Below are 24,668 nucleotides of genomic sequence, written 5' to 3'. Positions count from 1 at the left end.
CGTGGAACTCCGGCAGGCCGAACCAGGGCGCGTCCGCGACCGCCTGGAAGTTCACCCGGGGGTGGGTGTCGACCTTCCCGATGCCCGCGTTGAAGGCCGTGATGTTCCCGAAGGTCTTGTCGGCCAGCCAGGACAGCACGAAGCCGATGACCAGGCCGAGCAGGATGGCGATGCGCCCGATGAACCCCTTGAAGGCCACGATGATGACGAACGTGACGACCATGGTGATCAGGGCGATCCACTGGTCCTGCGGCCAGTACACGTCGGACACGACGTAGGCGAGGCCGAACCCGATGAGCATGACCACCGCGCCGGTCACGACGGGCGGGAAGATCTTGTCGATGGCCCGGACGCCGAGGTAGTGGATCGCGACGCCGCACAGGGCGAGCACGACACCGGCGACCAGGATCGCGCCCGTGACCGTGGCGCTGTCGCCCCCGGCCGCGCGGATCGCGACCACGGCGCCGACGAACGACGCCGACGTGCCGAGGTAGCTCGGGATCTTCCCCTGCACGATCAGCAGGAACAGGATCGTGGCGACGCCCGACATCATGATCGCTAGATTGGCGTTCAGCCCCATGATCAGGGGGAACACGAACGTCGCGCCGAACATGGCGATGACGTGCTGCGCGCCGAACCCGACCATGCGCGGCCAGCTCAGCCGCTCGTCGGGCTTGACCACCTCCCCGGGAGCGAGACCGCGCCCGTCGCCGTGCAACTTCCATCCGAAGGCCATATGAGCCCCTTCACTGACCGGGCCGGGCGGTCGGTGGCCACCCCGCAGGCGGACCTCCGCGGCGTATTGCCATCTCTTCGCGTTGTTGTCTCTTCGCGTTGCCGTGTCGCGTGCCGCGCACTGCCGCCGGGTGAGCACACCTCACCCGCCCGCGATGAGCGATGGGAAGACCTCTCCCGTTGCGGGCACATTAGACCTGTTAGGGGCCGTCCACATGGTAAGGATCTGCCAAACGTGCCCGCCCCAGAAGCAGTCCTCTTGCGCACCGGCACCTCCGGCCCGCCGTTAGCCTTCCTAGATGCCGCGCATGCGGAGGACGTGCAGGGCGAGGGTCAGGTTGAGGCGCAGGTGGGCGTCCTCGGTGAAGTTGCCGAGCATGCGTTCCAGCTTCCCGATGCGGTAGCGCAGCGTGTTGTAGTGGAAGTGCAGGCGGCGGGCGGTCTCGGCCACGTTGAGGTTGGTCTCCAGCAACACCTGGAGCGTGCGGCGCAGGTCGGCGTTCTCGGCGTCCTCGTCGAGTGCCAGCGGCCCGAGCGTCTCCTTGACGAACGCGTGCAGCTCCGCGGTGTCGTTGACCAGCGACAGGAGCCGGTAGACGCCGAGCTGGTCGAAGTGGGCGACCGCGCCCGGCCCGTGGAGCTGGCGGCCCACCCGTGCCGCCTTCAGAGCCTGGCCGTAGGCGTCGGGCAGGAGCTCGGCCCCCTGGGCGACCCTGCTCATGCCCGTGGAGAAGGTGGCGGGCCGGAAGTCGGCGAAGGCGGCCACCGCGTCCTTGGCCAGGCGGGCCATGTCGACGCCCGACCCGACGATGGCGACCACCTCGTGGGAGAAGCCCGCCACGGCGCCGCGCGGGTCGTGCCGCCGCAGCGCGGTGACCCACGCGGTGAGCAGCCGGTCGGGGGGGATGTCCCACTCGGGGTCGATCTCGGCGACGAGCACGCCGACGGGCCGTTCGAGATCCCACCCGAAGGCGCGGGCGCGGGCGGCCACCCGGACTCCTCCCCTGCCGGTGAGGACGTCGCGGAGGAAGTCGGCGCGGTACTTGCTCTCGACGGCGGCGACGGCCTCCTGCCGGGTCACCACGAGGGCCGCCACCGTGGCGGCACGTTCCAAGATCCCGATGTCGCCGTCCCGGATGGCTCCGCCGGGGCGGTGGGCGACGATGCGCCCGTGGTGGTGGCCGCCCGCGACGACGGGGACGACCGTGTAGTCGCCGCCGGAGACCGCGGGGGCGGCCCGCAGCGGGGTGAGGTCCCCGGCCGCGTCGAGCACGTGCCCGGCGGGGTCGACCACGGCCACGGCCATGTCGAGGAGCCCCGCCACCTCGGCCACGACCTCGCGCAGCCCGCCGCCGGCCAGCACGATCTGCACCAACGCCCTGTGCGCCTCCTCCGTGCGCGCGAGCAGCGCGGCCTGACGGTTGAGGATGTCGGTGAGCACCTGGTTGAGGATGTCGTCGAAGCCGACGTCGTTGGGAAGCAGGATCAGGGGGAAGCCGAGCCGGTCGGCCTGTTCCACCATCTCCTCCGGGAGCTCGTCGACGTATCTGCCGAGCTTGATGCCGAGCGCCGCGAGGCCGCGCTCGTCGAGGTCGGTGACGAGCCGGCCGAGGGACTGCGGGGTGTTCCTCAGGGGGTATCCCGTGGTGAGCAGCAGCTCATGGGGTTTCACCCACGCGAGGATGTCGGGGACCTCCATGACGTTGAGACGCTGGACGATGCGGTCGAGGCCGGCCCTGCCGCCGATCAGGCGGGCTCCCGCCAGTGTGGAGACGCCGAGCACCTCGCCCACGGACACGCCGTGAATGATGGTGCCCGTGGAGGCCAAACGCATCGCCGGGGGTGATGGGTCAGCTGTCATGGTGATGCTCCAGGGTGGAACTCTGTTTCAGAGATTCTGACGGAACAGGGCGTCTGTCAACAAGAGCCAACTCATCGGAGAACTGTTGGCATCTTTCTCCGTACGGCCGATCTCCGGGACCGTTCTACGGTTCCCCCAGACTCGCGGGGAGGCCGAGTGACACTGGGGACGCGTACACGGATCCAACACCGCGCGCCGGCGGACGCCAAAGCGTTCGGCGCGGCGAGCACCGCGCTTCGCCCGGCGCTGGAGTCGCCGCGGCGGCCCGCACGGGTGCTGGCGGTGTTCCCGCTCTGCGTCTATGTGGAGGTCCGCACCGACGTCGAGCCGTCCGTCGTGGCGGTGGTCACCGGGGAGGCGACACGGCTGCCCAACGCCGTCGTGCTGAGCGACCCGCTGCCGGTGACGGCGGCGGGAGACGAGGCCGCCGTCGGCGACGGGTGCGTCGAGATCGGCCGCCTCACCGTCCGCGTCCGCCGCTGGTGGGATCCCGCGCCCCCGCTCGGTCGCGTCGAGCTCTCGCGGCTGGAGCGGGTCCTCCCCCGGTTCGGCCAGATCTGCGGGACGTCGGCCCGCCGGCCGGGGCTCGCCGACGGCGACGCCGGGGCGCTCCTCGCCGAGGGCTGCGCCCGGGGCTCGCTGACGGCGGCCATCACCGCCACCGAGCAGCTCATGGGCCTCGGTCCCGGCCTGACGCCCAGCGGCGACGACATGCTCGCGGGCGTGCTGGTCGCGCTGCGCCAGATCGGCAGGGCGGCGGGCGTGAGCAGGGCCGTCTGGCTGGCCGACTGGCTCGCCGCGACCGTGGCGTTCGACGCGCGCACCCGCACCACCCCGATCTCGGCGACGCTGCTCCACTGCGCCGCCCAGGGACAGGCCTGCTCCGACGCGCTCGCGGTGCTGCGCGGGATCGCCGGCCACCAGCCGCTCGAACCCGCCGTGCACCGTCTGCTCCGGCTCGGCCACACCTCAGGCGCCGACCTCGCCTGGGGCCTGCGCGCGGGCGCGTCGGCGGTCGTCGCGCTCGGCCGGAGCGTGCGAACGGCCAGGTGAACTACCAGATATACGCTCCCGCAGGCGACGCGGCGAGCGATGATCGACCTGTGAGCGGACTTCTGACGAGGGGCGGTGAGCGACCGTTGACCATGACTACTGATCTGGTGGAGGTACGCGCCGGGGTCTACCACGATTCGGTGAGCCTGATGCGGATCAGCCAGGCGCTGAGCTCCCGTCCGGGCGTCACCGTCGCGGTGGTGGCCATGGCGACCGAGCTGAACCTCGGACTGGCCAGGGAGGTCGGGTTCTCGGTACCCGAGACCGGGCCGTCCGACCTGCTCGTCGCCATCCGGGCCGACTCGGACGCGGCGCTGAAGGACGGGGCCGAGGAGCTCGAACGGCAGTTCGCCGCCCTGGCCAGGGGCGCGGGGCCGGGAGGCGCGCGCACCGAGAGCCCTCCCCGCACGACCCGGTCCGCCGCGCGGGCGTGGGACGCCTCTCTCGCGCTGGTGTCGGTGCCGGGCGAGCACGCCTTCGCCGAGGCCATGGACGCCATCGACGCCGGGCTGTCAGTGATGATCTTCAGTGACAACATCCCCGTGGAGCAGGAGGTCCTGCTCAAGGAGCGCGCGAACGAGCGGGGCGTGCTGGTGATGGGTCCCGACTGCGGCACGGCGGTCGTGGGCGGCGCGGGGCTGGGGTTCGCCAACGTCCTGCGTCCCGGGCGCGTGGGCGTCGTGGCCGCCTCCGGCACCGGCGCCCAGCAGGTGACCTGCCTGCTCGACCACGCGGGCGCCGGGGTGAGCCACGTTCTGGGCGTCGGCGGAAGGGACCTGTCGGCGGCGGTGGGCGGCCGGTCCACTCTGACGGCCCTCGCGGCCCTGGACGCCGACCCGGCCACCGAGCTCATCGTGCTGATCTCCAAGCCGCCGGCCCCCGAGGTGGCCGAGGTCGTGCGCCGGGCCGTCGAGGGCCTCGCGACGCCGGTCGTCACCGCCCTGCTCGTGCCGGGACAGGGCGACCTGACCTCCGCGGCCGAGAGCGCCCTGCTCGCCCTCGGCCTGCCGGTGCCCGAGTGGCCCACCTGGACGGTCCCGCAGCCGGTGACGCCGTGCGCCGGGCTGTCAGGGCTCTACTCGGGCGGCACGCTGTGCACCGAGGCGCGCATCATCGCGGGGTCCGGCGCGTTCACCGACTTCGGCGATGACGAGTACACCCGTGGCCGCGCCCATCCGATGATCGATCCGACCCTGCGCCTGGAGGCGCTCGGGCGGGCGTCCGGCGTCGTGCTGCTCGACGTGGTGCTCGGCCACGCGGCCGAGCCCGATCCCTCGGCCCGCCTCGCGCCCGCCGTCCGCGAGGCGTGCGAGCGTGGTACGGCCGTGGTGGTGGCCCTGGTCGGCACCGAGTCCGACCCGCAGGGCCTGCGCCGGCAGGCGGACGCCCTGGTCGCGGCCGGGGCGTCGGTGTTCACCTCCAACGCGGCCGCCGCCAGGCACGCCGCGAGCCTGATCGGGAGTGCCCTGTGAGGTTGTCCATGCTCGACGGCGAGCCCCGCGTGATCACCGCCGGTGCCGCCGTGCTCGCCGAAGCGCTCGACCAGCAGGCCGTGCCGCGCCTCGGGGTCGACTGGCGACCCCCGCTCCCGGGCACCTCGCAGGCCCTGGCCAAGGTGCTGGCCGACCCGCGCCGGCGGAGCGCCAACGAGGTGGCCGTGGGCCGGCTGCTCTCCGCCCGTCCCCAGCTCGTCGGGGTGAGGCCCGCACGCGAGGTGCTCGACCTGCCCGCGCGCACCTTCTTCCACGCCGGGCCCCCCATCGACTGGGAACGGGCCTCGGGGCCGATGCGCGGAGCGCTCATCGGCGCCGCCATCCTCGAGGGTCTGGCATCCGACGCCGAGGAGGCCGAGCGCCTGCTGGTCTCCGGGAGCGTGAAACTCGACTCCTGCCACCACCACCGCACCGTCGGGCCGATGGCCGGGGTGGTGAGCCCGTCGATGTGGATGTTCGAGGTCGTCGACGGCGAGCACGGCGGCACCGCGTACTGCTCGCTGAACGAGGGTCTGGGCAAGGTGCTGCGTTACGGCGCCTACGGGCCGGAGGTCGTCGAGCGGCTGCGCTGGATGGGCGAGGTGCTCGGGCCGGTGCTCGCGGGGGCCCTCGCCGTGAACGGCCCGATCGACCTGCGGTCGCTGATCGCCCAGGCGCTCCAGATGGGCGACGAGCTGCACAACCGTAACCGCGCGGCCACCTCGCTGATGGTCCGCGAGATCGCCCCGGCGATCGTGGAGGCGTCGCCCGAGCACGCCGCCGCCGTCCTGCGCTTCATCAACGGCAACGACCATTTCTTCCTGAACGCGGGAATGGCGGCCGGCAAGGTCAGCGCCGACGCCGCCAGGGACGTTCCCGGGTCCTCGCTCGTGGTCGCCATGGCGCGCAACGGCACCGACTTCGGCATCCAGGTCTCCGGCCTCGGCGACCGGTGGTTCACCGGTCCCGCGGGGGTTCCCGACGGCCTCTACCTGGGCGCGTACGGGCCGGACGACGCCAATCCGGACATCGGCGACTCCACGATCACCGAGACGTCAGGCCTGGGCGGCTTCGCCATGGCCGCCGCGCCGGCGATCGTCCGTTTCGTCGGCGGTGACGTGTCCGACGCCATCGCCGCCACCCGGTCCATGTACGAGATCACGCTGGCCGAGCACCCGGCGTACCAGATCCCGGGGCTGGGCTTCAGGGGGACTCCCACGGGAATCGACATCGCGCTGATCGCGAGGACGGGGCAGCTCCCGGTCGTCAACACCGGCATCGCGGGACGCGTGGCGGGAACCGGGCAGGTCGGCGCGGGTCTGGTCAGCCCGCCCGCCGAAGCGTTCACCTCGGCTCTGGTCGCGCTCGCCGATACGTAAAAGAAGACCGAATTCCCATTGGCCCGGCTTTGACCCTAATATCGGTGGCCTGCCTCACCGTCTTGACGACGCACATGATCCATGCATGATCCACAAAATGGGGAAATGACGCGGACGAGCGTGAATTGGGGACCGCCGTATGACGACCGATCGCGCGCTCGGGAGGGCGCCCTCCATGACCGAGGGTAAGGGCCCCTTGGGCGGCGCCGGGGTCGCTCCAGAGGGTCAGGGACGGCTGGTGGGCCGGCGATACCGTCTGCTCTCACCGGTCGGCCGCGGTGGCATGGGCATGGTCTGGCACGCCCACGACGTGCTCCTCGACCGAGACGTCGCGGTCAAGGAGCTGATCCTGCCCTTCGGCCTCGACCACGCGGGCAAGCAGGTCGCCCACCGGCGCATGCTGCGCGAGGCCAGGTCGGCCGCGCGGCTCAGCCACCCGGGCATCGTGACCGTCCACGACGTCGTCGAGGAGGACGGACGGCCCTGGATCGTCATGGAGCTGATCCGCGCGTGGTCGCTGGAGCAGGCCGTGCGGCAGAGCGGGCCCCTGCCGGTGGTCCAGGCCGCCGAGATCGGCGTCCGCGTGCTCGACGCGCTCCGGCACGCCCACGCCGCCGGCATCCTCCACCGCGACGTCAAGCCCGGCAACGTGCTGCTCACCGCCGATCGCGTGGTGCTCACCGACTTCGGCATCGCCGCGATAGAGGGTGATGTCACCATCACCCAGACCGGCCTTCTCATGGGCTCGCCCGCCTACATCCCGCCGGAGCGGCTCCAGGGCCGCCCGATCACCCACGCGGCCGACCTGTGGTCCTACGGCGCGACGCTCTACGCCGCCGTCGAGGGCCGCCCGCCGTACGAGGGGCCGGACGCGGTGGCCGTCCTCGGCGCGGTGCTGACCCAGGAGCCCAACCGCCCGCAGCGCGCCGGAGCCCTTCTGCCGGTCATCGAGGGCCTGCTGCGCAAGAACCCCGCCGACCGGATGCCGGCCGCGCAGGCCGCGGAGCTGCTCGAACGGGTGCTGCGCACGCATGGCTCCGGGCTGGCGCTCCTCGGCGACCGGCCCGTCTCGACGCCCCTGCCCACGCGGGCCGGCTCCACGCCGGTCCACATGCTCCCTCCCCTCGATCCGCCCTCGGGGCCGATGCCCTCGCGCATCATCGAGACCCCGTCGGGACCTGTGCGAATCCCGTTCGACCCGGACTCCCCCGACCAGGCCGGGCACGCCGACCTGTTCCGCCCGCGTGGCGGCGGCTCGTCCTCCACCGGCGCGCACGGCACGCCCTACGGAGCCCCCGCCGGGTACGACGTGCTGGAGAGCCCATCGGACTCGCGGCGCGCCCCCTTCGAGGAGCCCTCCGCCCTGACGGCTTCCCGTCCCGACCCCTACGACGCGCTGCGCAGCCCGTCAGGACCGCAGCCGGTGGACCCGTACGACGCGCTGCGCAGCCCCTCGGGACCGCGACCCGCCGACCCCTACGACGCCCTGCGCAGCCCCTCAGGACCGCAGCCGGTGGACCCGTACGACGTGCTGCGCAGCCCCTCGGGACCGCAGCAGGACCCGTTCGATGCCTTCCGCAGCCCCTCAGGCCCGCGGCCCGGCCCTTACGACGCGCCGCGCGGCCCGTCAGGTCCGCGACCCGCCGACCCCTACGACGCGCTGCGCAGCCCTTCAGGACCGCAGCCGATGCCCTACGAGGGGCTGAACAGCTCGCCGGGCACCCGGTCGAACCTGTACGACGCCCTCAGGAGCACCACCGGCCCCCAGGCGTTCGACGCCGGCTCGGCGCGCGACCCGCTCGTGGCCGGGACGCCCGGCTCCCGGGTGTGGCCGGCGGGATCCTCACCTAACCTCGCCGACAAGCTCGCCAAGGACCTTCCCGGCGACCCCTTCGCGGGTCCGGACCGCGGGGGCGGCGGCAGGGGCGCGCGCGAGGAGGACCCGGACGCCCGTACGCGCCGCCGCGTGATGGAGGAGCCGCGGGACGACGCCCGCGAGGGCCGCTCCCCCCTCATGCTCCTCCTGGCCGGTGTGGGGGTCGTCGGCGTGGTGGCCGCCCTGCTGTTCGTGCTGTGGCCGGCGGGCTCCCCGTCGGAGGAGAACGTCGCCGCCCCGCCCGCGGCCACCGGCGGCGCCGCCCTGACAGGGCCGTCGTCGCCGGATGCCTCGGCCCAAGGCGACCAGGCCGTCCCCACCGAGATCCCGGCGAGCTTCCGCTCGCGCACCGCGGCCGGCGCCTCGGTCGCGGTCCCCAAGGACTGGACGGTCTCCACCTCCGCCGACGCGGTGACCTACCTCGGCCCGAAGAGCTCGGGGCGGCGCATCCAGATCAAGAAGGTGCCCTCCACCGGCGACGACGGCCTGACCGCGCTCACCAAGGCCAAGGACGAGACCACGCTCACCGACTACGCCCAGGTGCGCCTGGAGTCCTCCGCGTTCGGGGACGGCAAGTGGCAGGCGAGCGTCTGGGAGTACACCTACACCGCCCTGACCAACGTGACCACGCACGCCGTCACCCGGCACATCGCCGTCGACGGCGAGACGGCGTTCGAGGTGACGTTCACCGCGCCCGACGCCGAGTGGGACCAGCCGGACAACCGCCAGACGATGGCCGTCCTGTGGAGCAGCTTCAAGCCCGCTTCCTGATCACCCGGCGCCCATGGCGAGCGGGATCGCGACCTCGTCCTCCATCGGTGGCTCGATCTCCTGCGGACGGCAGCCGGTGGCCGCGAAGCAGCGGATGCGCAGCGTGCCGTCCTGCACCGATACGTGCAGGAAGCTCTTGAAGAAGGGCGGGGTGTCCCAGTCGGACAGCTCGGAGAAATAGCGGTGGAAGGTGCGCCCGACCGGCAGGCGGAACGGCATCGGCCAGCCGCCGAGGATACGGGCCGCCCACTTCATGCGCGCCGTGATCCGCACGGGCCCGCCGGGGGCGGCGGGCTCCGAGCCGCCGGCGCCCGCCGTGCCGTCGCCCGTGCCGACGGGGCGCGGCGGGGTGTTGCCGATGTGCCTGGACATCAGCACCAGGCCCTCGTCGGGTGTGAGGTAGAGCCAGGGCATGCGGTACCGGGCACGGTAGAGGTTGCTGTAGAACGACAGCGAGTCACCTCTCAGCGGGTAACACTTGAAGTCGTCCTCGCGCACGCCTCCGATGTCGACGCGGGGGATCGTGTGCGTGGCGTGCATGAACGCGCCGCCGCCCCCGGACACGATGTACTGGATGGTCCGGCCGCCGGCCTCGACGGGGTAGCGCTGGTAGTTGTGGGTGTCCCCGCCGATCGCGGCCACGTAGTTGTTCGCCGGGTCCCTGACGATGTCGTCGACCGTGCCGCCGTCCTCGATCGGGCACGGGTGGTACTGGTTGCGGTCGTAGATCGGCTTGCCCGTGACCAGGACCTTGGGCCGTGGATCGGCGGACACCCGGCGCAGCCACGCCCCCTGGTCGCGGTCGATGGCGCCGCGGATGCCGGTGTCGATGCCCACCAGCAGCAGGCCGGGCAGGTCGATCACCCAGTAGGGCGCGGGCTGCGCCGCCCGCTGGCCGGGCAGGGACCGCCTGGCGCGGGCCTCGGCCAGGCGCGGCTCGTCGATCGCCTCGGGCCTGGTCCACAGCAGCCCCCGCAGGCCCGAGGGCGACAGCGAGAACCCCTGCCGCCGCGCCTCCAACGCGGGGGCGTCGCAGAAGACGCGCATGAACCCGCCGAGCCCGTCGTACCAGTCGTGGTTGCCCGGGACGGCGTAGATCGGCGCGGGGTAGTCCTTGTAGGGGCGGAAGAACTTGTCGTCGTACTCGTTGCCCGACCCCGTCGGGTAGATGACGTCGCTCGCGACGACCGCGAAGGCGGTGCCGGCGCCGATGGTGAGCAGGCCGGGCACCACGGCGTACTGCGAGGCGTCGCCCTCGCCGGTGTCGCCGATGATCAGGAAGCTGTACTCGCCACCCACATCAGGCTTTATCCGGAAATCGGGGTCGACGCCCTCGCGTGTCGCCATCCACCGCCGGCGCACCTCGTTGGACGGGTCGCCGAAGAGCTGGGCGAGGATCTCGTTGCGCGAGCGCAGCAGGGTCTTCACGCCCAGCCAGGAGAAGCTCCGCTCGTTCGGGCGGAGCTTCTGGAACGTGCCCATCTCCTGGCAGGACCACCCGGCGCCCTCCTCGGACACCCGCGACGAGACCCGCTTGCCACGCGCGGCAGCCCGCTCCACATCGACCATGACCCTATCTTTGCCATGATCTTGGTGGATCGCACGCCGACTCACCAATCGGGTCTCGCGGACGTTTCCCTCCCCGCCCGTACAGACCGGGCGATCAGGGGATCAGGACGCCCGGGTTGAGGATTCCGGCCGGATCCAGGCGCTCCTTGACCGCGCGGAGGATGTCGACCCCGAGGTCGCCTATCTCGGCGGCGTAGGCCGTCTTGTGGTCCCTGCCGACGCCGTGGTGGTGCGAGATCGTGCCGCCCGCCAGCCCGATCGCCTCGTTGACCGCCCGCTTGGCCGTGTCCCACTGCCCGAGGGGGTCGGCGGTCTGCGAGGTCACCACGGTGAAGTACAGCGACGCGCCCGTCCCGTACACGTGCGACAGGTGGCACATCACCAGCGGCGGGCCGCCCGGGCCCGACTGGTCGGCGGGCGCGAGGGCCACGCTGAGCACCAGCCGCACGGCGTCGTAGAGCCTCGGGATCCCCGACCAGAAGCAGGCCGTCTCCAGGGTCTCCACCGTCGCCCCCGCGCCGAGCAGCGCGTCGCGGAGGTACGGCGCGCTGAAGCGGCCGTGGGCCCACGCCTCGCCGGGCTCGGGGCCGAGGTAGACGCCGCCCAGCCCCGACAGGGTCGCGGCGGTGCGCTCCCGCCGGTGGGCGACGTCGTCGGCCTCGCCCTCGTACCCGACGACGGCCAGGCATCCGGCGTCGGGCCGGACCCCGCCGATCTCCCCCGGCTTGGCCAGGCCCACCATGGTCTCGGTCTCGTCGGACAGGCGCAGCACCGTCGGGAGCGGCCCCTCCTGCGCCACGCGACGCAGCGCCGCCGTCCCCGCCCCGAACGACGCGAACCGCCAGCCCTCGTAGACCTTCTCCGCCGGTGCCCGCCGCACCCGCAGCCGCATGGAGGTGATGACCCCGAAGGCGCCCTCTGAGCCGAGGACGAGCTGGCGCAGGTCGGGCCCGGCGGCGGACTTCGGCGCGCGGCCGGACTCCAGCGTGCCGCGCGGGGTGGCGACGGTCACGCCCACCACCATGTCGTCGAAGCGGCCGTACCCCGCCGACGCCTGGCCGCTCGACCGCGCCGCCGCGAAGCCGCCCAGGGTGGCGTACTCGAAGGACTGGGGGAAGTGGCCGAGGGTCAGCCCGTGCCGGGCCAGGAGCTGCTCGGCCTGCGGGGCGCGCAATCCCGGCTCCAGATCGGCGACCATCGACTCGGTGTCCACCGAGATGAGCCGGTTGAGCCTGGCCAGGTCGAGGGCCACCACACCGGCGAAGCCCTGCCGCGAGGCCACGAGCCCGCCGACGACCGAGGTGCCGCCCCCGAAGGGCACGACCGCGACCCGGTGGTGCGCGCAGATGCGCAGCACTTCCAGCACCTCGTCGTGCGACCCGGGCAGCAGGACCGCGTCGGGGGCGTCGGAGCCGTCTCCGTCGCGCATGCGCAGCAGGTCGGGCGTGGACTTGCCGCGCGTGTGGCGGATCCTCGCGTCGTCGTCGAACCGGACGTGCTCCCCGCCGACGGCCTTGCGGAGATCGGCGAGGATCAGCGGGGACAGGGCGGCGGCGCGCAGTCTGATCTCTCCGAAGCTGGCGGCGGGCCGCGCGTGCTCGCGCACGCCGAGCAGCTCGCGCAGCAGCTTTCGGACGGATTCGGGCAGTTCGGCCGCCTTGGCGGGATCGCCCCAGCCGGACCAGAGCATCGGTTCCGCGGTGATATCGGGAGTTTCCACGCCCTACACTTTGACACGCCCGGCTGCGGTTCCCCTTCCGGGAGTCCCCTGGAAGAGGTGCCAGGCCCGTGAACCACATCCCCGACGCGTCGCTCAACGCCCCCCGCCGCGCCCGCGAGCTGGCCGAGGCGCGGGAGACGGTCGTCGACCTGCTGGTGGTCGGGCTGGGCGCGACCGGGGCGGGGGTGGCGCTCGACGCCGCCTCCCGGGGCCTGTCGGTCGTGGCGATCGACGCCCACGACCTGGCGTTCGGCACCTCCCGGTGGAGCTCCAAGATGATCCACGGCGGGCTGCGCTACCTCGCCAAGGGCCAGGTCGGGGTGGCCAGGGAGAGCGCGGTCGAGCGCGGGGTGCTGCTGCGCCACACTGCCCCCCACCTGGTCCGCTCCCAGCCCTACCTGCTGCCCCTCACCCCGGAGGTGTCAAGGGGCCGGGCCGAGGTCCTGATGGCGGGGTACCGGCTCGGTGACCTGCTCCGGGCGTCGGCGGGGACGCCGCGCCGCCTGCTCCCCGGCCCGTCCCGCGTGACGCCCGCGCGGGCCCGCGCCTTCGTGCCGGCCCTGCGCCCGTACGGGCTGCGCGGCGCTCTGGTGTCCTTCGACGGGCGGGTCGTGGACGACGCCCGGCTGGTCGTCGCGATCGCGAGGACCGCCGCCGCCCACGGCGCCCGGGTGCTCACCCGGTGCCGCGCCCTGGCCCTGTCCGGCGACGGCGCCGAGGTCCGCGACGAGCTGGGCGGGGAGACCTTCACGATCCGCGCCCGCAGGGTGATCAACGCGACGGGAGTGTGGGCGGGTCAGCTGACCGGCTCGGTCTCCATGCGGCCCTCCAGGGGCACCCACCTGGTCCTGCGGCCCGGCACCCTCGGCGAGCCCCGCGCGAGCCTGCACGTGCCGATACCGGGCGAAGGGGCGCGGTTCGTCCTGGTGCTCCCCCAGCCCGACGGGCGCGTCTACGTGGGACTCACCGACGAGCCGGTGGACGGCCCGATCCCCGACGTGCCCGAGGTTCCGGAGACCGACATCGCCTTCCTCCTGGAGGTGCTCAACTCCGTTCTGGAGGTTCCCGTCGCCCGCGCGGACGTGGCGGGCGCCTACGCGGGCCTCAGGCCGCTGCTGACCGGCGACGGGCGCACGGCCGACCTCTCCCGCAGGCACGCGGTCGTCAGGGCTCCTGACGGCCTCGTGACGATCGTCGGCGGGAAGCTGACCACCTACCGCCGGATGGCCGAGGACGCCGTCGACGCCGCCTTCCCGCACGCCCCCCGCAGCCGTACGGCCCGCCTGCCCCTCGTGGGCGCGCACAGAGTGGGCTCCGACATGGCCGTGCGCTCGCCGGAAGGCGTCCCGCCGAGGCTGACCGAGCGGTACGGCTCGGAGGCGGCGGCCGTCCACGCGCTCGCGGAGCGGCATCCCGAGCTGGCGGAGACGCTGCCTCTGGGGGTCACGGTGGCCGAGCTGGTGTGGGCGGTGCGGCACGAGGGCGCGCTGGACGCGGGCGACCTCCTCGACCGCCGCACCCGCGTCGGGCTGGTGCCCGAGGACCGCGCCGCGGCCCTTCCCGCGGCGGAGCGGGTGCTGCGCGACCATTCCCGGTAGCTCCGGACCGGCGCTCACGGCAACCTACTCGGCAAGATCGGCACGTGAGTTATGTCACACCAGGCACCCGCATAGGGGTGGGAAAAATGGATACCCCTGAGATCCGCGCACACCCCTTACCGTTAGGTTAGTCTTACCTAAGTCGGACGGGAGGAACGCGTGACGAGAGACCGGGCACGGGGGTGCGAACACCCGGCCGGATGCCATACGGGCGAGGTGCCGGCGCTTGCGAGCGCCACCGTCGGCGCCCGGTTGTGGCTGCTCATCGAGCATGCCGGGCCGTGGGCGTCACACCTGCCTGAGTGCGAGCTGCCCGCGGGGACCCACGCTCTCATCGAACGCGCCACCGACCTGGGCATTCGGCCCCAGCTCATCAGGCGGCCCCTGCAGCGCCGCGCGGCTCGGGGACCGGTCAGGGTCCTGGTGGCGGATACCACGGCGCCCTCCCCCTGGATCGCCGAGGGGTTCTTCGAGAACCCCGGCGATCTTGACCTGGGATCTCTTGTGCGCGGAGTGGTTCCGGAGTCCTGCATACTGGTGAAGGAGCCGGTGTTCCTGGTCTGCACGCATGCCAGGCGCAACGCGTGTTGTGCCCGCATTGGCCTTCCCATCGCGCGGGTTTTGGGTGAGAGCCTGCCGGGAAGAGTGTGGGAAACCACTCATGTGGGCGGCGATCGATACGCCGCTAACCTTGTGTGCTTGCCACACGGGCTTTACTACGGCAGCATGTCTCAGGCTGCTGCGATCGCGGCGGCAAACGCGTACCGGCACGGTGAGATCGTTCTCGACCGTTTCCGGGGACGCGCAGGCATCCCTGAGCCATCGCAGGCCGCCGAGCATTTCGTCCGGGCACACACGGGCGAGCTCTCGGTAGGCGGAGTGGCCGTGGAATCCACCAGGCTGGACGGTGACGTCACCGAGGCGATTGTGCGCCACGGGGACGTCCGGTTCCGGGTTGTGGTCGAGCGGACGGTGTTCGCGCCATGCGGTATGGCGTGCGCTGACACGATCATGACCTACAGGCTGGCGGCGCTGGAGCATCTCCAGCGTGGCACGCCTGTTCTGACCTGAGGCTCCTGCCGGAGCCGGGAACACCACGGACTATCACGGCGTTGGAACCAGGGACGCCATATGCGTCCAATGCGGCACAAACACGAAATACCTCTCACCTAAGGTGGTTTCTCATGTCTCAGGTACGTCGGCAGATCGCCCGCCCGCGCCCCAGCTGGGGTTGGCAGGATGACGCCGCGTGCCGGGGAGAGGACCTTGTGCTGTTCTTCGGTCCCGACGGCGAGCGTCAGCCGGAGCGCGACATCCGCGAGCGCAAGGCCAAGGCCATCTGCGCCCAGTGCCCTGTCCGTGCGGAGTGCCTCGACTACGCCCTTTCACGTCCGGAGAAGTACGGCACGTGGGGCGGGCTCAACGAGGACGAGCGCGCGTCCGAGCGCCGTCGGCGCATGCGGCGTGCCGCGAGCGCCGGAATCAGCGCTGCCTGAACCTCCACCGGCATGTTCCCCAGCATGATCATGCGGCTTCTCCGCTCCTGTACGCCTCCAGGGCCGCAATTGCCGCATGATCATGCGGGTGTCATTCCCCTCCGGGTCGGCACCCACACCTTCCCCCGTCCCCTACGCAGGCGAACCCTCTCGTTCACCGCCCCAGCCGCAGCAGGCGGAGGACGTCCGCGTCCGTCAACTGGTCGAACCGCACGTACCACTGGCCGACAGCGTGAAATCCGGGCGGGGTGGCGATCACGACCACCTCGTCCGCCTCGTCTCTGAGTTCCGCGACCGTCCTCGGCGACCCCACCGGCACGGCCAGCACCAGCCTCCGTGGCCCGGACGCCCTCACGGCGCGCAGCGCCGCGCGAGCCGTCGCGCCCGTCGCGAGCCCGTCGTCCACCACGACGACGTCCCGCCCCGCCAGCCTGGGCAGCGTGTGCTCCCCCCGGTAGGCGGTGACCCTCCTCGCGAGCTCGCGCCTCTCCCGCTCGACGACCGCCATGACGTCCGCCTCTGTGAGCCCGAGCCGCGACAGGAACGCGACGTCGAGCACCGGCTCCCCGCCCTCGGCGATCGCGCCCACCCCGAGCTCGGGCTGCTCGGGGTGGCCGATCTTCCGGGTCACGAGGACGTCCAGCGGCGCGTCCAGCCGTTCGGCGACCGGTGCCGCCACCGCCACGCCCCCGCGTGGCAGGGCGAGGATCACCGGATCGGCGAGGCCGAGGTCCGCCAGCATCTCGGCGAGCTGGGCGCCCGCCTCCGCCCTGTCGGCGAAGGGCAAGGACACCCGCCGACTAGCGCCCATGCCCCATTTCGTACCCTTTCTCCCTCGCCGCAAGCGGTCAGGGACGGCCCTGGTTGCGCATGGATTTATGGATGATCTTCCATTTGCGGGTCTCCTCGGCGCGTAGCCGGGCGTCGCCGCGCCTGGCCATCCACGCCGCCTCGCGCTGGAGCTTGCGCCAGCTTTCCAGGCGGCGTTCCGGCAGCTCGCCCGACTCCAGGGCTTCGAGGACGGCGCAACCGGGCTCGGTCCGGTGGGCGCAGTCGTCGAACCGGCAGCCCTCGGCCAGCTCCTCGATGTCGGAGAACACCAGGTCGACGCCCTGGCTCATCTCGTACAGTCCCACCCGGCGGATCCCCGGTGTGTCGATCACCAGGCCCCCGCCGGCCAGCGGGATCAGCTCGCGGTGCACGGTGGTGTGACGGCCGCGCCCGTCGCCCGCGCGCACCTGCTGGGTCTCCATCACGGTCTCGCCCGCCAGCGCGTTGACCAGCGTCGACTTGCCCGCGCCCGAGGCCCCGAGTACCACCGCGGTACGCGAGCCGTCGAGGTGGCTCCGCACCACCTCGACCCCCTCCCCGTTGACCGAGCAGACGGCGTGGAGGTCCACGCCGGGCGCGACCGCCGCCACGTCGTCGAGCAGCCCCGGCAGGTGCTGCCCGACGAGGTCGGACTTGGTGAGGAGCACGACCGGCCGGGCCCCGCTCTCCCAGGCCAGGGCGAGCAGCCGCTCCACGCGGCCGAGATCGGCGAAGTCGTCGGCGTGCATCGCCGGTTCTGCGACGAACACCACGTCGACGTTCGCGGCCAGCACCTGTCCCCGCGAGTCGCCGGACAGGCCGCCCCGCGAGTCGCGCGCGACGCCGCCGCGCACGAGGGCGGTCCTTCGCGGGAGGATCGCGTCGAGCTCGTAGCGGCCCTCCGCCTGCCGGGTGAGCGCGGCCCAGTCGCCCACGCAGGGCAGGGCCACCGGGTCGTTCGCCGTCGCCCTGCGCAGCCGGGCGGCGTACTGGGCGGTGTGGTGGCCGTCGGCGGTGATGACGTCGGCGGCGCCGCGGTCGACGCGGGCCACACGGGCGGGGACGGCGCCACCAGGAAGATCGGCGGCGAGAGACTCGTTCCAGCCGAGAGAGAAAAGATCATGACCGAAAGTGGTCAACGCAGGCACCCTTCGAGAACCGGGCGCCCTGCGGCTTCAGCGCGTGAGCGGCGCCCGGGAGGAAATGGACGAGGAAATGGACATGGGCATCCTCAGAAAGACCCGCATCTTCCTCACCTCCCTGTCGCCGGGGCCGCGTCCTTCGAAAGCGGCGAAGCCGGGCCCACTTTATCGCGGGCCCGGCCGTCGCGGGCAACACATTTTCCCCGTGGGCCCGGCCGGGCGCCACGGGACTCCGGGCTCAGCTCAGGCCGGGCGCGGGGAACTTGCCGGTCAGCTCGCTGACCTCCCCGTGGACGCGCGCGATGACCTCGTCGGCGTCGTCCTTGGCGATGGCGGTGACGACCTCGTCGATCCAGGCGCCGATCTGGCGCATCTCGGCCTCGCCCATGCCGCGGCTCGTGACCGACGGCGTGCCGATGCGCAGGCCCGACGGGTCGAACGGCTTGCGCGGGTCGAACGGCACGGTGTTGTAGTTGGTCTCCAGGCCGGCGCGGTCGAGTGCCTGCGCGGCCGGCTTGCCCGCGGCGCCCTTGGACGTCAGGTCGATCAGGATCAGGTGGTTGTCGGTGCCACCGGAGACCAGGTCGAACCCTCGGCTCGACAGCTCGTCGGCCAGCGCCTTGGCGTTGGCGACCACCTGCCGGGCGTAGGCCTTGAACTCGTCGGTCGCGGCCTCGCGGAGCGCCACGGCGATCGCGGCCGTGGTGTGGTTGTGCGGGCCGCCCTGGAGGCCGGGGAACACGGCCTTGTTCAGGGCCTTGGCGTGCTCCTCCGATGTGGCCATCAGCATGGCGCCACGCGGGCCGCGCAGCGTCTTGTGCGTGGTGGTGGAGATGACGTCGGCGTGACCCACCGGCGAGGGGTGGGCCCCACCGGCGACCAGGCCCGCGATGTGGGCGATGTCGGCCGCGAGGATGGCGCCGACCTCGCGGGCGATCTCGGCGAAGGCGGGGAAGTCGATCGTGCGCGGGATCGCGGTGCCGCCGCAGAAGATCAGCTTGGGGCGGTGCTCCAGGGCGATGGACCGCACCTCGTCCATGTCGATGCGGCCGGTGTCCTGGCGCACGCCGTACCTGACCGGGTTGAACCACTTGCCGGTGGCCGAGACCGACCAGCCGTGGGTCAGGTGGCCACCGAAGGGCAGGCCCATGCCCATCACGGTGTCCCCCGGGTTGAGGAACGCCATGTAGATCGCGAGGTTGGCCGGCGAGCCGGAGTACGGCTGGACGTTGGCGTGGTTCACGCCGAACAGCGACTTGGCGCGGTCGACGGCCAGGGTCTCGACCTGGTCGATGACCTGCTGCCCCTCGTAGTAACGCTTGCCCGCGTAGCCCTCGGAGTACTTGTTCGTCAGAACGCTGCCGGTGGCTTCGAGGACGGCCCTGGAGACGTAGTTCTCCGAGGCGATCAGCTTGACGGTGTCGGCCTGCCGGCGCTCCTCCGCCCTGATCAGCTCGGCGATCTCCGGGTCGACGTCCGAAAGAGAACTCATGGCCCTACCCTTCGTTGGCATCTGGCGAAGACCCAGGCGCTCGGCCTCCGACCCTTTCGCTCCCTGGTGGTGACCCCACCCAGACGCGCCGGTCACGTCGCGTTAGACGATAGCGGACTCGCCGTTCCGGCTCGTTCCGTCGGGCCACAGGCGGTCGAACTCGGCGTTGAGCGTGGCCCCGATGAGCACCGCGAGCGCCGTGATGTAAAGCCACAGCAGCACCGCTATAGGGGCTGCCAGCGAGCCGTAGATGGACAGCGGCGTGAACCAGGCGGCCAGCACCTCGCGCAGGATCGCCGCGCAGACGATCCAGATGAGCAGGGCGAGCAGCGCTCCGGGCATCTCGCGCCACCAGCGCGTCCGTACGGCCACACTGACGTGGTACAGGAGCGTGAGGACGATCACCGACCCGATGACGACCACCGGCCAGTACAGGACCCCTACTAGACCGCTGTACTGAGGCAGCGCCCCCGACAGGAGCGTGGGCCCGATCACCAGCACCGGTATGACGATGAGACCGATCACCAGGGCCGCGATGTAGAGCCCGAACGACAGAATGCGGGTGCGGATGATGCCCCGGGCCTCTCCGAGGCCGTAGGCGATGGAGATCAGGTCGACGTAGACGAACAGGGCCCGCGAGCCCGACCACAGCGCGAGCAGGAAGCCCACGGAGATCAGCGAGACCTGGCCGCCCTTGAGGACGTCGTCGAGCAGGGGTTGCACCACCCGGTCGACCGTGTTGCCGGTGAACAACAGGTGCGCCTGCTCCAGCACCCACCCCCGGGTCTCGGCCACGGTGCCCGAGCCGAGGATGCCGCTCAGGTGGCCGAGCAGGCCGATCAGCCCGAGGACGAACGGGGGCAGCGACAACAGCGCGAAGAACGCCGCCTCGCCCGCGAGACCGGTCACGCGGTAGTTGAACCCCGCCACCGTCGTCGCGCGGGCCAGCGCCCACAGGCGGGACCCGTCGACGGCCCGCCAGGCTCGGGACCCCTGGACCACCGAAAGGCCCGCCGTGGCGTTCTTCCTGGCCCTGGCCCTGACCAACCTCCAGCGGGCCGCCCGGCCCCGGGGGCCGGACGACCTGGTCGGAGCGTCGGTGGACGTCATGGCATCCAAAGGTATTCGCAACATGGCTCTACCACGACCCCACCCTGCAACGATCTCCGTTCGCGGCGTCTACCCCGTACGGCGGCGTTCTACCGGGGGAGGCGATTGCAACCTCCCATATTAGCTTTTAAGGGCAAATCAGCCCGGGGTCCGGTCAAGCGACCGTCAAGGGAGGCTCCGAAACTCCTTGCAGGTCAGGGAGCTAGGCGAGCGCCCTCGCCTGGCCGGGGGGACGGCCGCCGCCCGGCGGTCCCGCGAACGCCTGGGCGACCGACATCCACCGCGTGGCCGTCGCGCCGCTCACCGCGAGGCCGGTGTCGGCGAGGTCGCAGCGCTGGGTGACCAGCAGGCAGAAGTCGAGCGCCGGGCCGCTGACCAGGTCGGCGGCGTCCCGCGGGCCGTGGTTCCACGGGGTCCCGTCCGGGAGCGTCAGCTCGACCCGCACGGGATCCGGCGGTGGATCCATCCCCCGCATCGCGAAGCCGTACGGCATGGCCAGCACGCCGAGCAGGGCCACGTGGCGGAGCCGGACGGTCGGCACGCGCACGATCTCCAGCGCGTCGGCCACGTCCTGCCCGTGCGCCCAGGTCTCCATCAGGCGCGCGGTGACGAAGGAGGCGGCCGACATGTCCGGCCCGTACCACGGCAGCCGTACCTGGGCGCCGAGCCTCTCGAAGGCGTCCAGGCTACGGGCGCGGGCCGTGCGGAACCAGTCGAGCACCTGCTCCGGCGCGAGGCTGCGCGCGGCGGCGGCGATCTCGTCCACCGCGGAGTCGCCTCGGGCCATCAGGGCCGGCAGCGCCACCCGGAAGCCGTCGGGGTCGGTCGCGGCCGTGGTCGCGGCGTCGTCGAACCACGCCAGGTGCCCGATCTGGTCTTGTACGTCCCATCCCTCGGCCGGGGTGGGAAGCGCCCAGCCGTCGGGGTCCAGCGTGCGGATCATGGCTGTCAGCTCCGCGCTCTCCGCCCGGAGATCGGCGATCAGCTCGGACATGGAGACGCCCATGACACCTCCGCGTTACGTGGGGCTCGCGCCAGCGTAACCGAGTCATGTTCTAGAAGGAACAGGAGGAAAATGGGGGATGTGATCTGTGAGGAGTGCAAGGACGACCGGCACGACGAGTGCCCCGGCGGCTCCTGGTGCGACTGTCAGCACCGGCCTCCGGACGAGCCCCGGGAGCCTCCGCTCTCCTGGCCGGGCCAGGGCTGAGCACGCCGGAAGTCCAAATTGTGGACCCGATATTGGACATCCGGCACACGGGGGGTATTGTCTGGGACATGCCAGCGGATCCGCTTCTCGTCGTGCGACGCCACGTCGACTTCCTGCGTGTCCGCAGTGCCATCTGTAGTGACGCCCGTTGATCGTCGCTCCCTGTTGACTTCTGCCAGCACGGGCGCGTGACAGGCGTCCTTTTTTTGTGCCCCCGCACTCGCCGTTGAGCCGGGAGGCAGGCCTGTCCGCGTGCGTGTGACCTGATGACCATTCTCGGCAAAGGACGCACCATGACCAGCCCGCCCAGGCCTGCGAACCGCCACCACAAGCGCCCGCGAGGCGAAGGCCAGTGGGCTCTCGGTTACCGTGAGCCGCTGAACAAGAACGAGGAGAACAAGAAGAACGACGACGGGCTCAACGTCCGTCAGCGGATCATCGACGTCTACTCGAAGCAGGGATTCGACTCGATCGACCCCGCGGACCTTCGCGGGCGGTTCCGGTGGTTCGGCCTCTACACCCAGCGCAAGCCGGGCATCGACGGGGGCAAGACCGCGATCCTGGAGCCGGAGGAGCTCGACGACCGCTACTTCATGCTCCGCGTCCGCATCGACGGCGGGCAGCTCAGCCTGGCCCAGCTCCGCACGATCGCCGACATCGCCAACACCTACGCCAGGGGCACGGCCGACGTCACCGACCGGCAGAACATCCAGCTCCACTGGATCGAGGTCGAGTCGGTCCCGGCGATCTGGGAGGCGCTTGAGGCCGTCGGGCTGTCGACCATGGAGGCCTGCGGCGACACCCCGCGCGTCATGCTCGGCTGCCCGCTGGCCGGCATCGACGCCGAGGAGGTCATCGACGCCACCCCGCAGATCGAGGACACCGTCTCGCGGTACATCGGCGACAAGGCGTACTCGAACCTCCCCCGCAAGTTCAAGTCGGCGATGAGCGGCTGCCCGGCGCACTGCACGGTCCACGAGATCAACGACATCGCGTTCGTCGGAGTGGCCGACGAGCACGGCGAGAAGGGCTTCGACCTGTGGGTGGGCGGCGGCCTGTCCACCAACCCCATGCTGGGCAAGCGGCTCGGCACCTTCGTCCGGCCCGAGCAGGTGCACGAGGTGTGGGCCGGGGTCATCGGCATCTTCCGCGACTACGGCTACCGCCGGCTCCGCCACCGCGCGCGCATCAAGTTCCTGGTCAACGACTGGGGACCCGAGCGGTTCCGCGAGGTCCTTGAGAAGGAGTACCTCGGCTACCCGCTGCCCGACGGGCCCGCGCCCGAGGCGCCGCGTGGCGGGCGCCGCGACCACGTCGGCGTGCACCGGCAGAAGGACGGCAACTACTACGTCGGCTTCGCTCCCAAGGTCGGGCGGCTCGACGGCGACCGGCTCAACCTGATCGCCGACATCGCCGAGCGGTACGGCTCCGACCGCGTCCGCACGACCGTCGAGCAGAAGATGGTCATCCTGGACGTGGCGCCCGACAAGGTGGACGGCCTCGTCGCCGACCTGGAGGCCGCCGACCTTCAGGTCAACCCGAGCACGTTCCGCCGCCAGACGATGGCCTGCACCGGCATCGAGTTCTGCAAGCTGGCGATCGTCGAGACCAAGGGGCTCGCCTCCGACCTCATCGACGAGCTGGAGCGCCGCCTTCCCGACTTCACCGACCCCCTGACCATCAACGTCAACGGCTGCCCGAACTCCTGTGCCCGCATCCAGGTCGCGGACATCGGGCTCAAGGGCCAGCTCATCACCGACGCGACCGGCGCCCAGGTGGAGGGCTTCCAGATCCACCTGGGAGGGTCCCTGGGCGTGAACCCCGGCTTCGGCCGCAAGGTCCGCGGGCTCAAGGCGACCGCCGCGGAGCTTCCGGACTACGTCGAGCGCGTCCTGAAGAACTTCCAGGGCCAGAAGAACGACGCGGAGACCTTCTCCGAATGGGTCCAGCGGGCCGACGAGGCGGACCTCACGTGAGCTCCGGCCAGGGCCCGCTGAGGGGGTGGCCCGCGTGACCGAGCGCGCGGTCCCCTTCCACTGCCCGTACTGCGGCGACGAGGACCTCGAACCCTATGAGGGCGACGGCGGCTGGTACTGCAGGTCGTGCGCCCGCGCCTTCAAGCTGAAGTTTCTCGGCATCGGCGTGCGTTCATGAGCGGCGGCGAGCCCAGTGCTCTGCCGCGCCCCGCGACGCCCGCACACACTGACGAACGAGGAGTGGTGAGCAAGCCATGACCATTGTCGAGATCGAAACCGGGTTGGAACGCCAGCGCGGCGTGCTCGACCTGCGGAGCATCGTCGACTCGGCGGCCGAGTTCCTGGAGGAGGCCTCCGCGCTGGAGATCATCCGCTGGGCGGCGGCGACCTTCGGCGACCGGCTCTGCCTCACCTCCTCGATGAGCGACGCGCTGCTGATCGACCTCGTCAGCCGGGTGAAGCCGGGCGTCGACGTGCTGTTCATCGACACCGGCTACCACTTCGCCGAGACGATCGGCACCCGCGACGCCGTGCGGCAGGTGTACGACGTGAACGTCATCAACATCACGCCGTCCCGCACGGTCGCCGAGCAGGATCGCGAGCTGGGCCCGCGCCTCAACGGCCGCAACCCCGACCTGTGCTGCTACCTGCGCAAGGTCGAGCCGCTGAACCGCGCGCTGGAGCCGTACCTGTCCTGGATCTCCGGCATCCGGCGCGACGAGTCGCCGACCCGCGCGAACACCAAGGTCGTCGAGTGGGACGCCAAGCGCCAGATGGTCAAGGTCAACCCCATCGCGCGCTGGACCCAGGACGACGTCGACAACTACATGGCCGACAACGGAGTTCTCATCAACCCGTTGCACTACGACGGCTACCCCTCGATCGGCTGCGCGCCCTGCACCCGCCAGGTCGCCCCCGGCGAGGACCCGCGCAGCGGACGCTGGGCCGGCCTGGGCAAGACCGAGTGCGGCATCCACATCTGACAGTGAGGACGTAGTGACCACCTCCCGGTGGGGCCCGGCCCGACCTCTCGCGAGGGCCGTGCCCGGACCGCCGGCACCGGCCGACTCCCGGCTGCCCGCGACGGCCCTCCTCCAGGGGCATCTCCCGCCTCTGGTGGCGGTGGCGCACGGGTCACGTGACCCGCGCGCGTCCGCCACGGTGGAGGCCCTCCTCGACGAGGTACGGCTCGCGCGCCCCGGCGTCCCGGTCCACGCGGCCTACCTCGACCATTCCCGGCCCTCGCTCGGCGAGGCGCTGGCCGGCCTGGACGAGGCCGTGGTGCTGCCTTTGCTGCTCACCGAGGCCTACCACAGCCGCGTCGACATCCCCGCCGCGCTCGGCGACGATCAGGCCGCGCTCGGTGTGGAACCCGTAGGAGGGGTACCAGATGTGGCC

The 24,668-nt window shown here is 71.8% G+C and carries 21 protein-coding genes; 12 read left to right on the top strand and 9 right to left on the bottom strand.

Annotated features, from left to right (window positions below; translation table 11 throughout):
- On the bottom strand, positions 1 to 736 hold a 736-nt coding region (locus AB0B89_RS20535), incomplete at its 3' end, for a solute carrier family 23 protein (RefSeq protein ID WP_358554928.1).
- A 294-nt stretch (positions 737 to 1,030) separates the two neighbouring features.
- Entirely contained in the window at positions 1,031 to 2,596 is a 1,566-nt protein-coding gene (locus AB0B89_RS20530) for a PucR family transcriptional regulator ligand-binding domain-containing protein (protein ID WP_358554925.1), read from the bottom strand.
- A 156-nt stretch (positions 2,597 to 2,752) separates the two neighbouring features.
- Here AB0B89_RS20530 and AB0B89_RS20525 point away from each other — a divergent pair, with 156 nt between their 5' ends.
- The 4 genes from AB0B89_RS20525 (at position 2,753) to AB0B89_RS20510 (ending at position 9,147) form a co-directional block, all read left to right on the top strand.
- Positions 2,753 to 3,649 carry a DUF2877 domain-containing protein gene (locus AB0B89_RS20525; RefSeq protein ID WP_358554922.1) on the top strand — a complete coding sequence of 299 codons (897 nt, stop codon included), beginning with the start codon at positions 2,753 to 2,755 and terminating at the stop codon, positions 3,647 to 3,649.
- Positions 3,650 to 3,741: 92 nt separating this feature from the next.
- Complete coding sequence (locus AB0B89_RS20520) at positions 3,742 to 5,121, top strand: FdrA family protein (RefSeq protein WP_358554919.1); 1,380 nt, start codon at positions 3,742 to 3,744, stop codon at positions 5,119 to 5,121.
- A complete protein-coding gene (locus AB0B89_RS20515; protein ID WP_358554917.1) occupies positions 5,118 to 6,500 on the top strand; it encodes a DUF1116 domain-containing protein in 1,383 nt (460 codons plus the stop codon). Before AB0B89_RS20520 ends, AB0B89_RS20515 begins: the two co-directional genes overlap by 4 nt.
- A gap of 175 nt (positions 6,501 to 6,675) precedes the next feature.
- On the top strand, positions 6,676 to 9,147 hold the full coding sequence (locus AB0B89_RS20510) for a protein kinase (RefSeq protein WP_358554914.1): 2,472 nt from the start codon (positions 6,676 to 6,678) through the stop codon (positions 9,145 to 9,147).
- Here the strand turns inward: AB0B89_RS20510 and AB0B89_RS20505 are convergent, their stop codons facing one another.
- Both AB0B89_RS20505 and AB0B89_RS20500 read right to left on the bottom strand, forming a co-directional pair.
- Positions 9,148 to 10,716 (bottom strand): metallophosphoesterase, encoded by a 1,569-nt coding sequence (locus AB0B89_RS20505; protein WP_358554911.1) that lies wholly within the window; start codon positions 10,714 to 10,716, stop codon positions 9,148 to 9,150.
- A 94-nt stretch (positions 10,717 to 10,810) separates the two neighbouring features.
- A complete protein-coding gene (locus tag AB0B89_RS20500; protein ID WP_358554934.1) occupies positions 10,811 to 12,406 on the bottom strand; it encodes an FAD-binding oxidoreductase in 1,596 nt (531 codons plus the stop codon).
- A 98-nt stretch (positions 12,407 to 12,504) separates the two neighbouring features.
- On the opposite strand from AB0B89_RS20500, the gene AB0B89_RS20495 reads away from it, so the two are divergent.
- From AB0B89_RS20495 to AB0B89_RS20485, 3 genes are all read left to right on the top strand, one after another.
- On the top strand, positions 12,505 to 14,034 hold the full coding sequence (locus AB0B89_RS20495) for a glycerol-3-phosphate dehydrogenase/oxidase (protein WP_358554908.1): 1,530 nt from the start codon (positions 12,505 to 12,507) through the stop codon (positions 14,032 to 14,034).
- 216 nt (positions 14,035 to 14,250) lie between these two features.
- Complete coding sequence (locus AB0B89_RS20490) at positions 14,251 to 15,105, top strand: sucrase ferredoxin (RefSeq protein WP_358554905.1); 855 nt, start codon at positions 14,251 to 14,253, stop codon at positions 15,103 to 15,105.
- 113 nt (positions 15,106 to 15,218) lie between these two features.
- The gene (locus tag AB0B89_RS20485; RefSeq protein WP_093171423.1) at positions 15,219 to 15,530 is read left to right on the top strand and encodes a WhiB family transcriptional regulator; all 312 of its coding nucleotides are present in this window, start codon (positions 15,219 to 15,221) and stop codon (positions 15,528 to 15,530) included.
- Between the two features lie 154 nt (positions 15,531 to 15,684).
- On the opposite strand, the gene AB0B89_RS20480 is transcribed toward AB0B89_RS20485, so the two are convergent.
- The 5 genes from AB0B89_RS20480 to AB0B89_RS20460 all read right to left on the bottom strand — a co-directional run bounded on the left by AB0B89_RS20480 (position 15,685) and on the right by AB0B89_RS20460 (position 21,090).
- A complete protein-coding gene (locus AB0B89_RS20480; RefSeq protein WP_358554903.1) occupies positions 15,685 to 16,341 on the bottom strand; it encodes a phosphoribosyltransferase family protein in 657 nt (218 codons plus the stop codon).
- 37 nt (positions 16,342 to 16,378) lie between these two features.
- On the bottom strand, positions 16,379 to 17,479 hold the full coding sequence (gene rsgA, locus AB0B89_RS20475; protein WP_358554900.1) for a ribosome small subunit-dependent GTPase A: 1,101 nt from the start codon (positions 17,477 to 17,479) through the stop codon (positions 16,379 to 16,381).
- A 241-nt stretch (positions 17,480 to 17,720) separates the two neighbouring features.
- Positions 17,721 to 18,974 (bottom strand): serine hydroxymethyltransferase, encoded by a 1,254-nt coding sequence (gene glyA / locus AB0B89_RS20470; RefSeq protein WP_358554897.1) that lies wholly within the window; start codon positions 18,972 to 18,974, stop codon positions 17,721 to 17,723.
- Between the two features lie 102 nt (positions 18,975 to 19,076).
- Positions 19,077 to 20,084, bottom strand: a complete 1,008-nt coding sequence (locus tag AB0B89_RS20465) for a YihY/virulence factor BrkB family protein (protein WP_358554894.1) — start codon at positions 20,082 to 20,084, stop codon at positions 19,077 to 19,079.
- A gap of 202 nt (positions 20,085 to 20,286) precedes the next feature.
- A complete protein-coding gene (locus tag AB0B89_RS20460; protein WP_358554891.1) occupies positions 20,287 to 21,090 on the bottom strand; it encodes a TIGR03084 family metal-binding protein in 804 nt (267 codons plus the stop codon).
- Positions 21,091 to 21,159: 69 nt separating this feature from the next.
- Here AB0B89_RS20460 and AB0B89_RS20455 point away from each other — a divergent pair, with 69 nt between their 5' ends.
- From AB0B89_RS20455 to AB0B89_RS20435, 5 genes are all read left to right on the top strand, one after another.
- Positions 21,160 to 21,294 (top strand): hypothetical protein, encoded by a 135-nt coding sequence (locus AB0B89_RS20455; protein WP_358554888.1) that lies wholly within the window; start codon positions 21,160 to 21,162, stop codon positions 21,292 to 21,294.
- Positions 21,295 to 21,587: 293 nt separating this feature from the next.
- Positions 21,588 to 23,270, top strand: coding sequence for a nitrite/sulfite reductase (locus AB0B89_RS20450; protein WP_358554885.1), 1,683 nt, complete (start codon positions 21,588 to 21,590; stop codon positions 23,268 to 23,270).
- Between the two features lie 34 nt (positions 23,271 to 23,304).
- Positions 23,305 to 23,448, top strand: a complete 144-nt coding sequence (locus AB0B89_RS20445; protein ID WP_358509928.1) for an Insertion element protein — start codon at positions 23,305 to 23,307, stop codon at positions 23,446 to 23,448.
- Positions 23,449 to 23,524: 76 nt separating this feature from the next.
- Positions 23,525 to 24,253: a phosphoadenylyl-sulfate reductase gene (locus AB0B89_RS20440; protein WP_358554882.1), complete on the top strand. Its 729-nt coding sequence runs from the start codon at positions 23,525 to 23,527 to the stop codon at positions 24,251 to 24,253.
- Positions 24,254 to 24,344: 91 nt separating this feature from the next.
- Positions 24,345 to 24,668: CbiX/SirB N-terminal domain-containing protein (locus tag AB0B89_RS20435; RefSeq protein ID WP_358554931.1), on the top strand; the 324-nt coding region annotated here is incomplete at its 3' end.

This window comes from Sphaerisporangium sp. NPDC049002, from assembly GCF_040649355.1.
In the GTDB taxonomy this organism is placed as follows: Bacteria; Actinomycetota; Actinomycetes; order Streptosporangiales; family Streptosporangiaceae; genus Sphaerisporangium.
This window is presented reverse-complemented; position numbering and strand designations above follow the sequence as displayed.

Bases quoted from the DNA above. Each gene is read 5' to 3' on its own strand.
- AB0B89_RS20455 (WP_358554888.1), top strand. From the start codon at position 21,160: ATGGGGGATGTGATCTGTGAGGAGTGCAAGGACGACCGGCACGACGAG.
- AB0B89_RS20505 (WP_358554911.1), bottom strand. From the start codon at position 10,716: ATGGTCGATGTGGAGCGGGCTGCCGCGCGTGGCAAGCGGGTCTCGTCG.
- AB0B89_RS20510 (WP_358554914.1), top strand. From the start codon at position 6,676: ATGACCGAGGGTAAGGGCCCCTTGGGCGGCGCCGGGGTCGCTCCAGAG.
- AB0B89_RS20480 (WP_358554903.1), bottom strand. From the start codon at position 16,341: ATGGGCGCTAGTCGGCGGGTGTCCTTGCCCTTCGCCGACAGGGCGGAG.
- AB0B89_RS20450 (WP_358554885.1), top strand. From the start codon at position 21,588: ATGACCAGCCCGCCCAGGCCTGCGAACCGCCACCACAAGCGCCCGCGA.
- AB0B89_RS20485 (WP_093171423.1), top strand. From the start codon at position 15,219: ATGTCTCAGGTACGTCGGCAGATCGCCCGCCCGCGCCCCAGCTGGGGT.
- AB0B89_RS20460 (WP_358554891.1), bottom strand. From the start codon at position 21,090: ATGGGCGTCTCCATGTCCGAGCTGATCGCCGATCTCCGGGCGGAGAGC.
- glyA (WP_358554897.1), bottom strand. From the start codon at position 18,974: ATGAGTTCTCTTTCGGACGTCGACCCGGAGATCGCCGAGCTGATCAGG.
- AB0B89_RS20440 (WP_358554882.1), top strand. From the start codon at position 23,525: ATGACCATTGTCGAGATCGAAACCGGGTTGGAACGCCAGCGCGGCGTG.
- AB0B89_RS20520 (WP_358554919.1), top strand. From the start codon at position 3,742: ATGACTACTGATCTGGTGGAGGTACGCGCCGGGGTCTACCACGATTCG.
- AB0B89_RS20500 (WP_358554934.1), bottom strand. From the start codon at position 12,406: ATGCTCTGGTCCGGCTGGGGCGATCCCGCCAAGGCGGCCGAACTGCCC.
- AB0B89_RS20465 (WP_358554894.1), bottom strand. From the start codon at position 20,084: ATGACGTCCACCGACGCTCCGACCAGGTCGTCCGGCCCCCGGGGCCGG.
- AB0B89_RS20530 (WP_358554925.1), bottom strand. From the start codon at position 2,596: ATGACAGCTGACCCATCACCCCCGGCGATGCGTTTGGCCTCCACGGGC.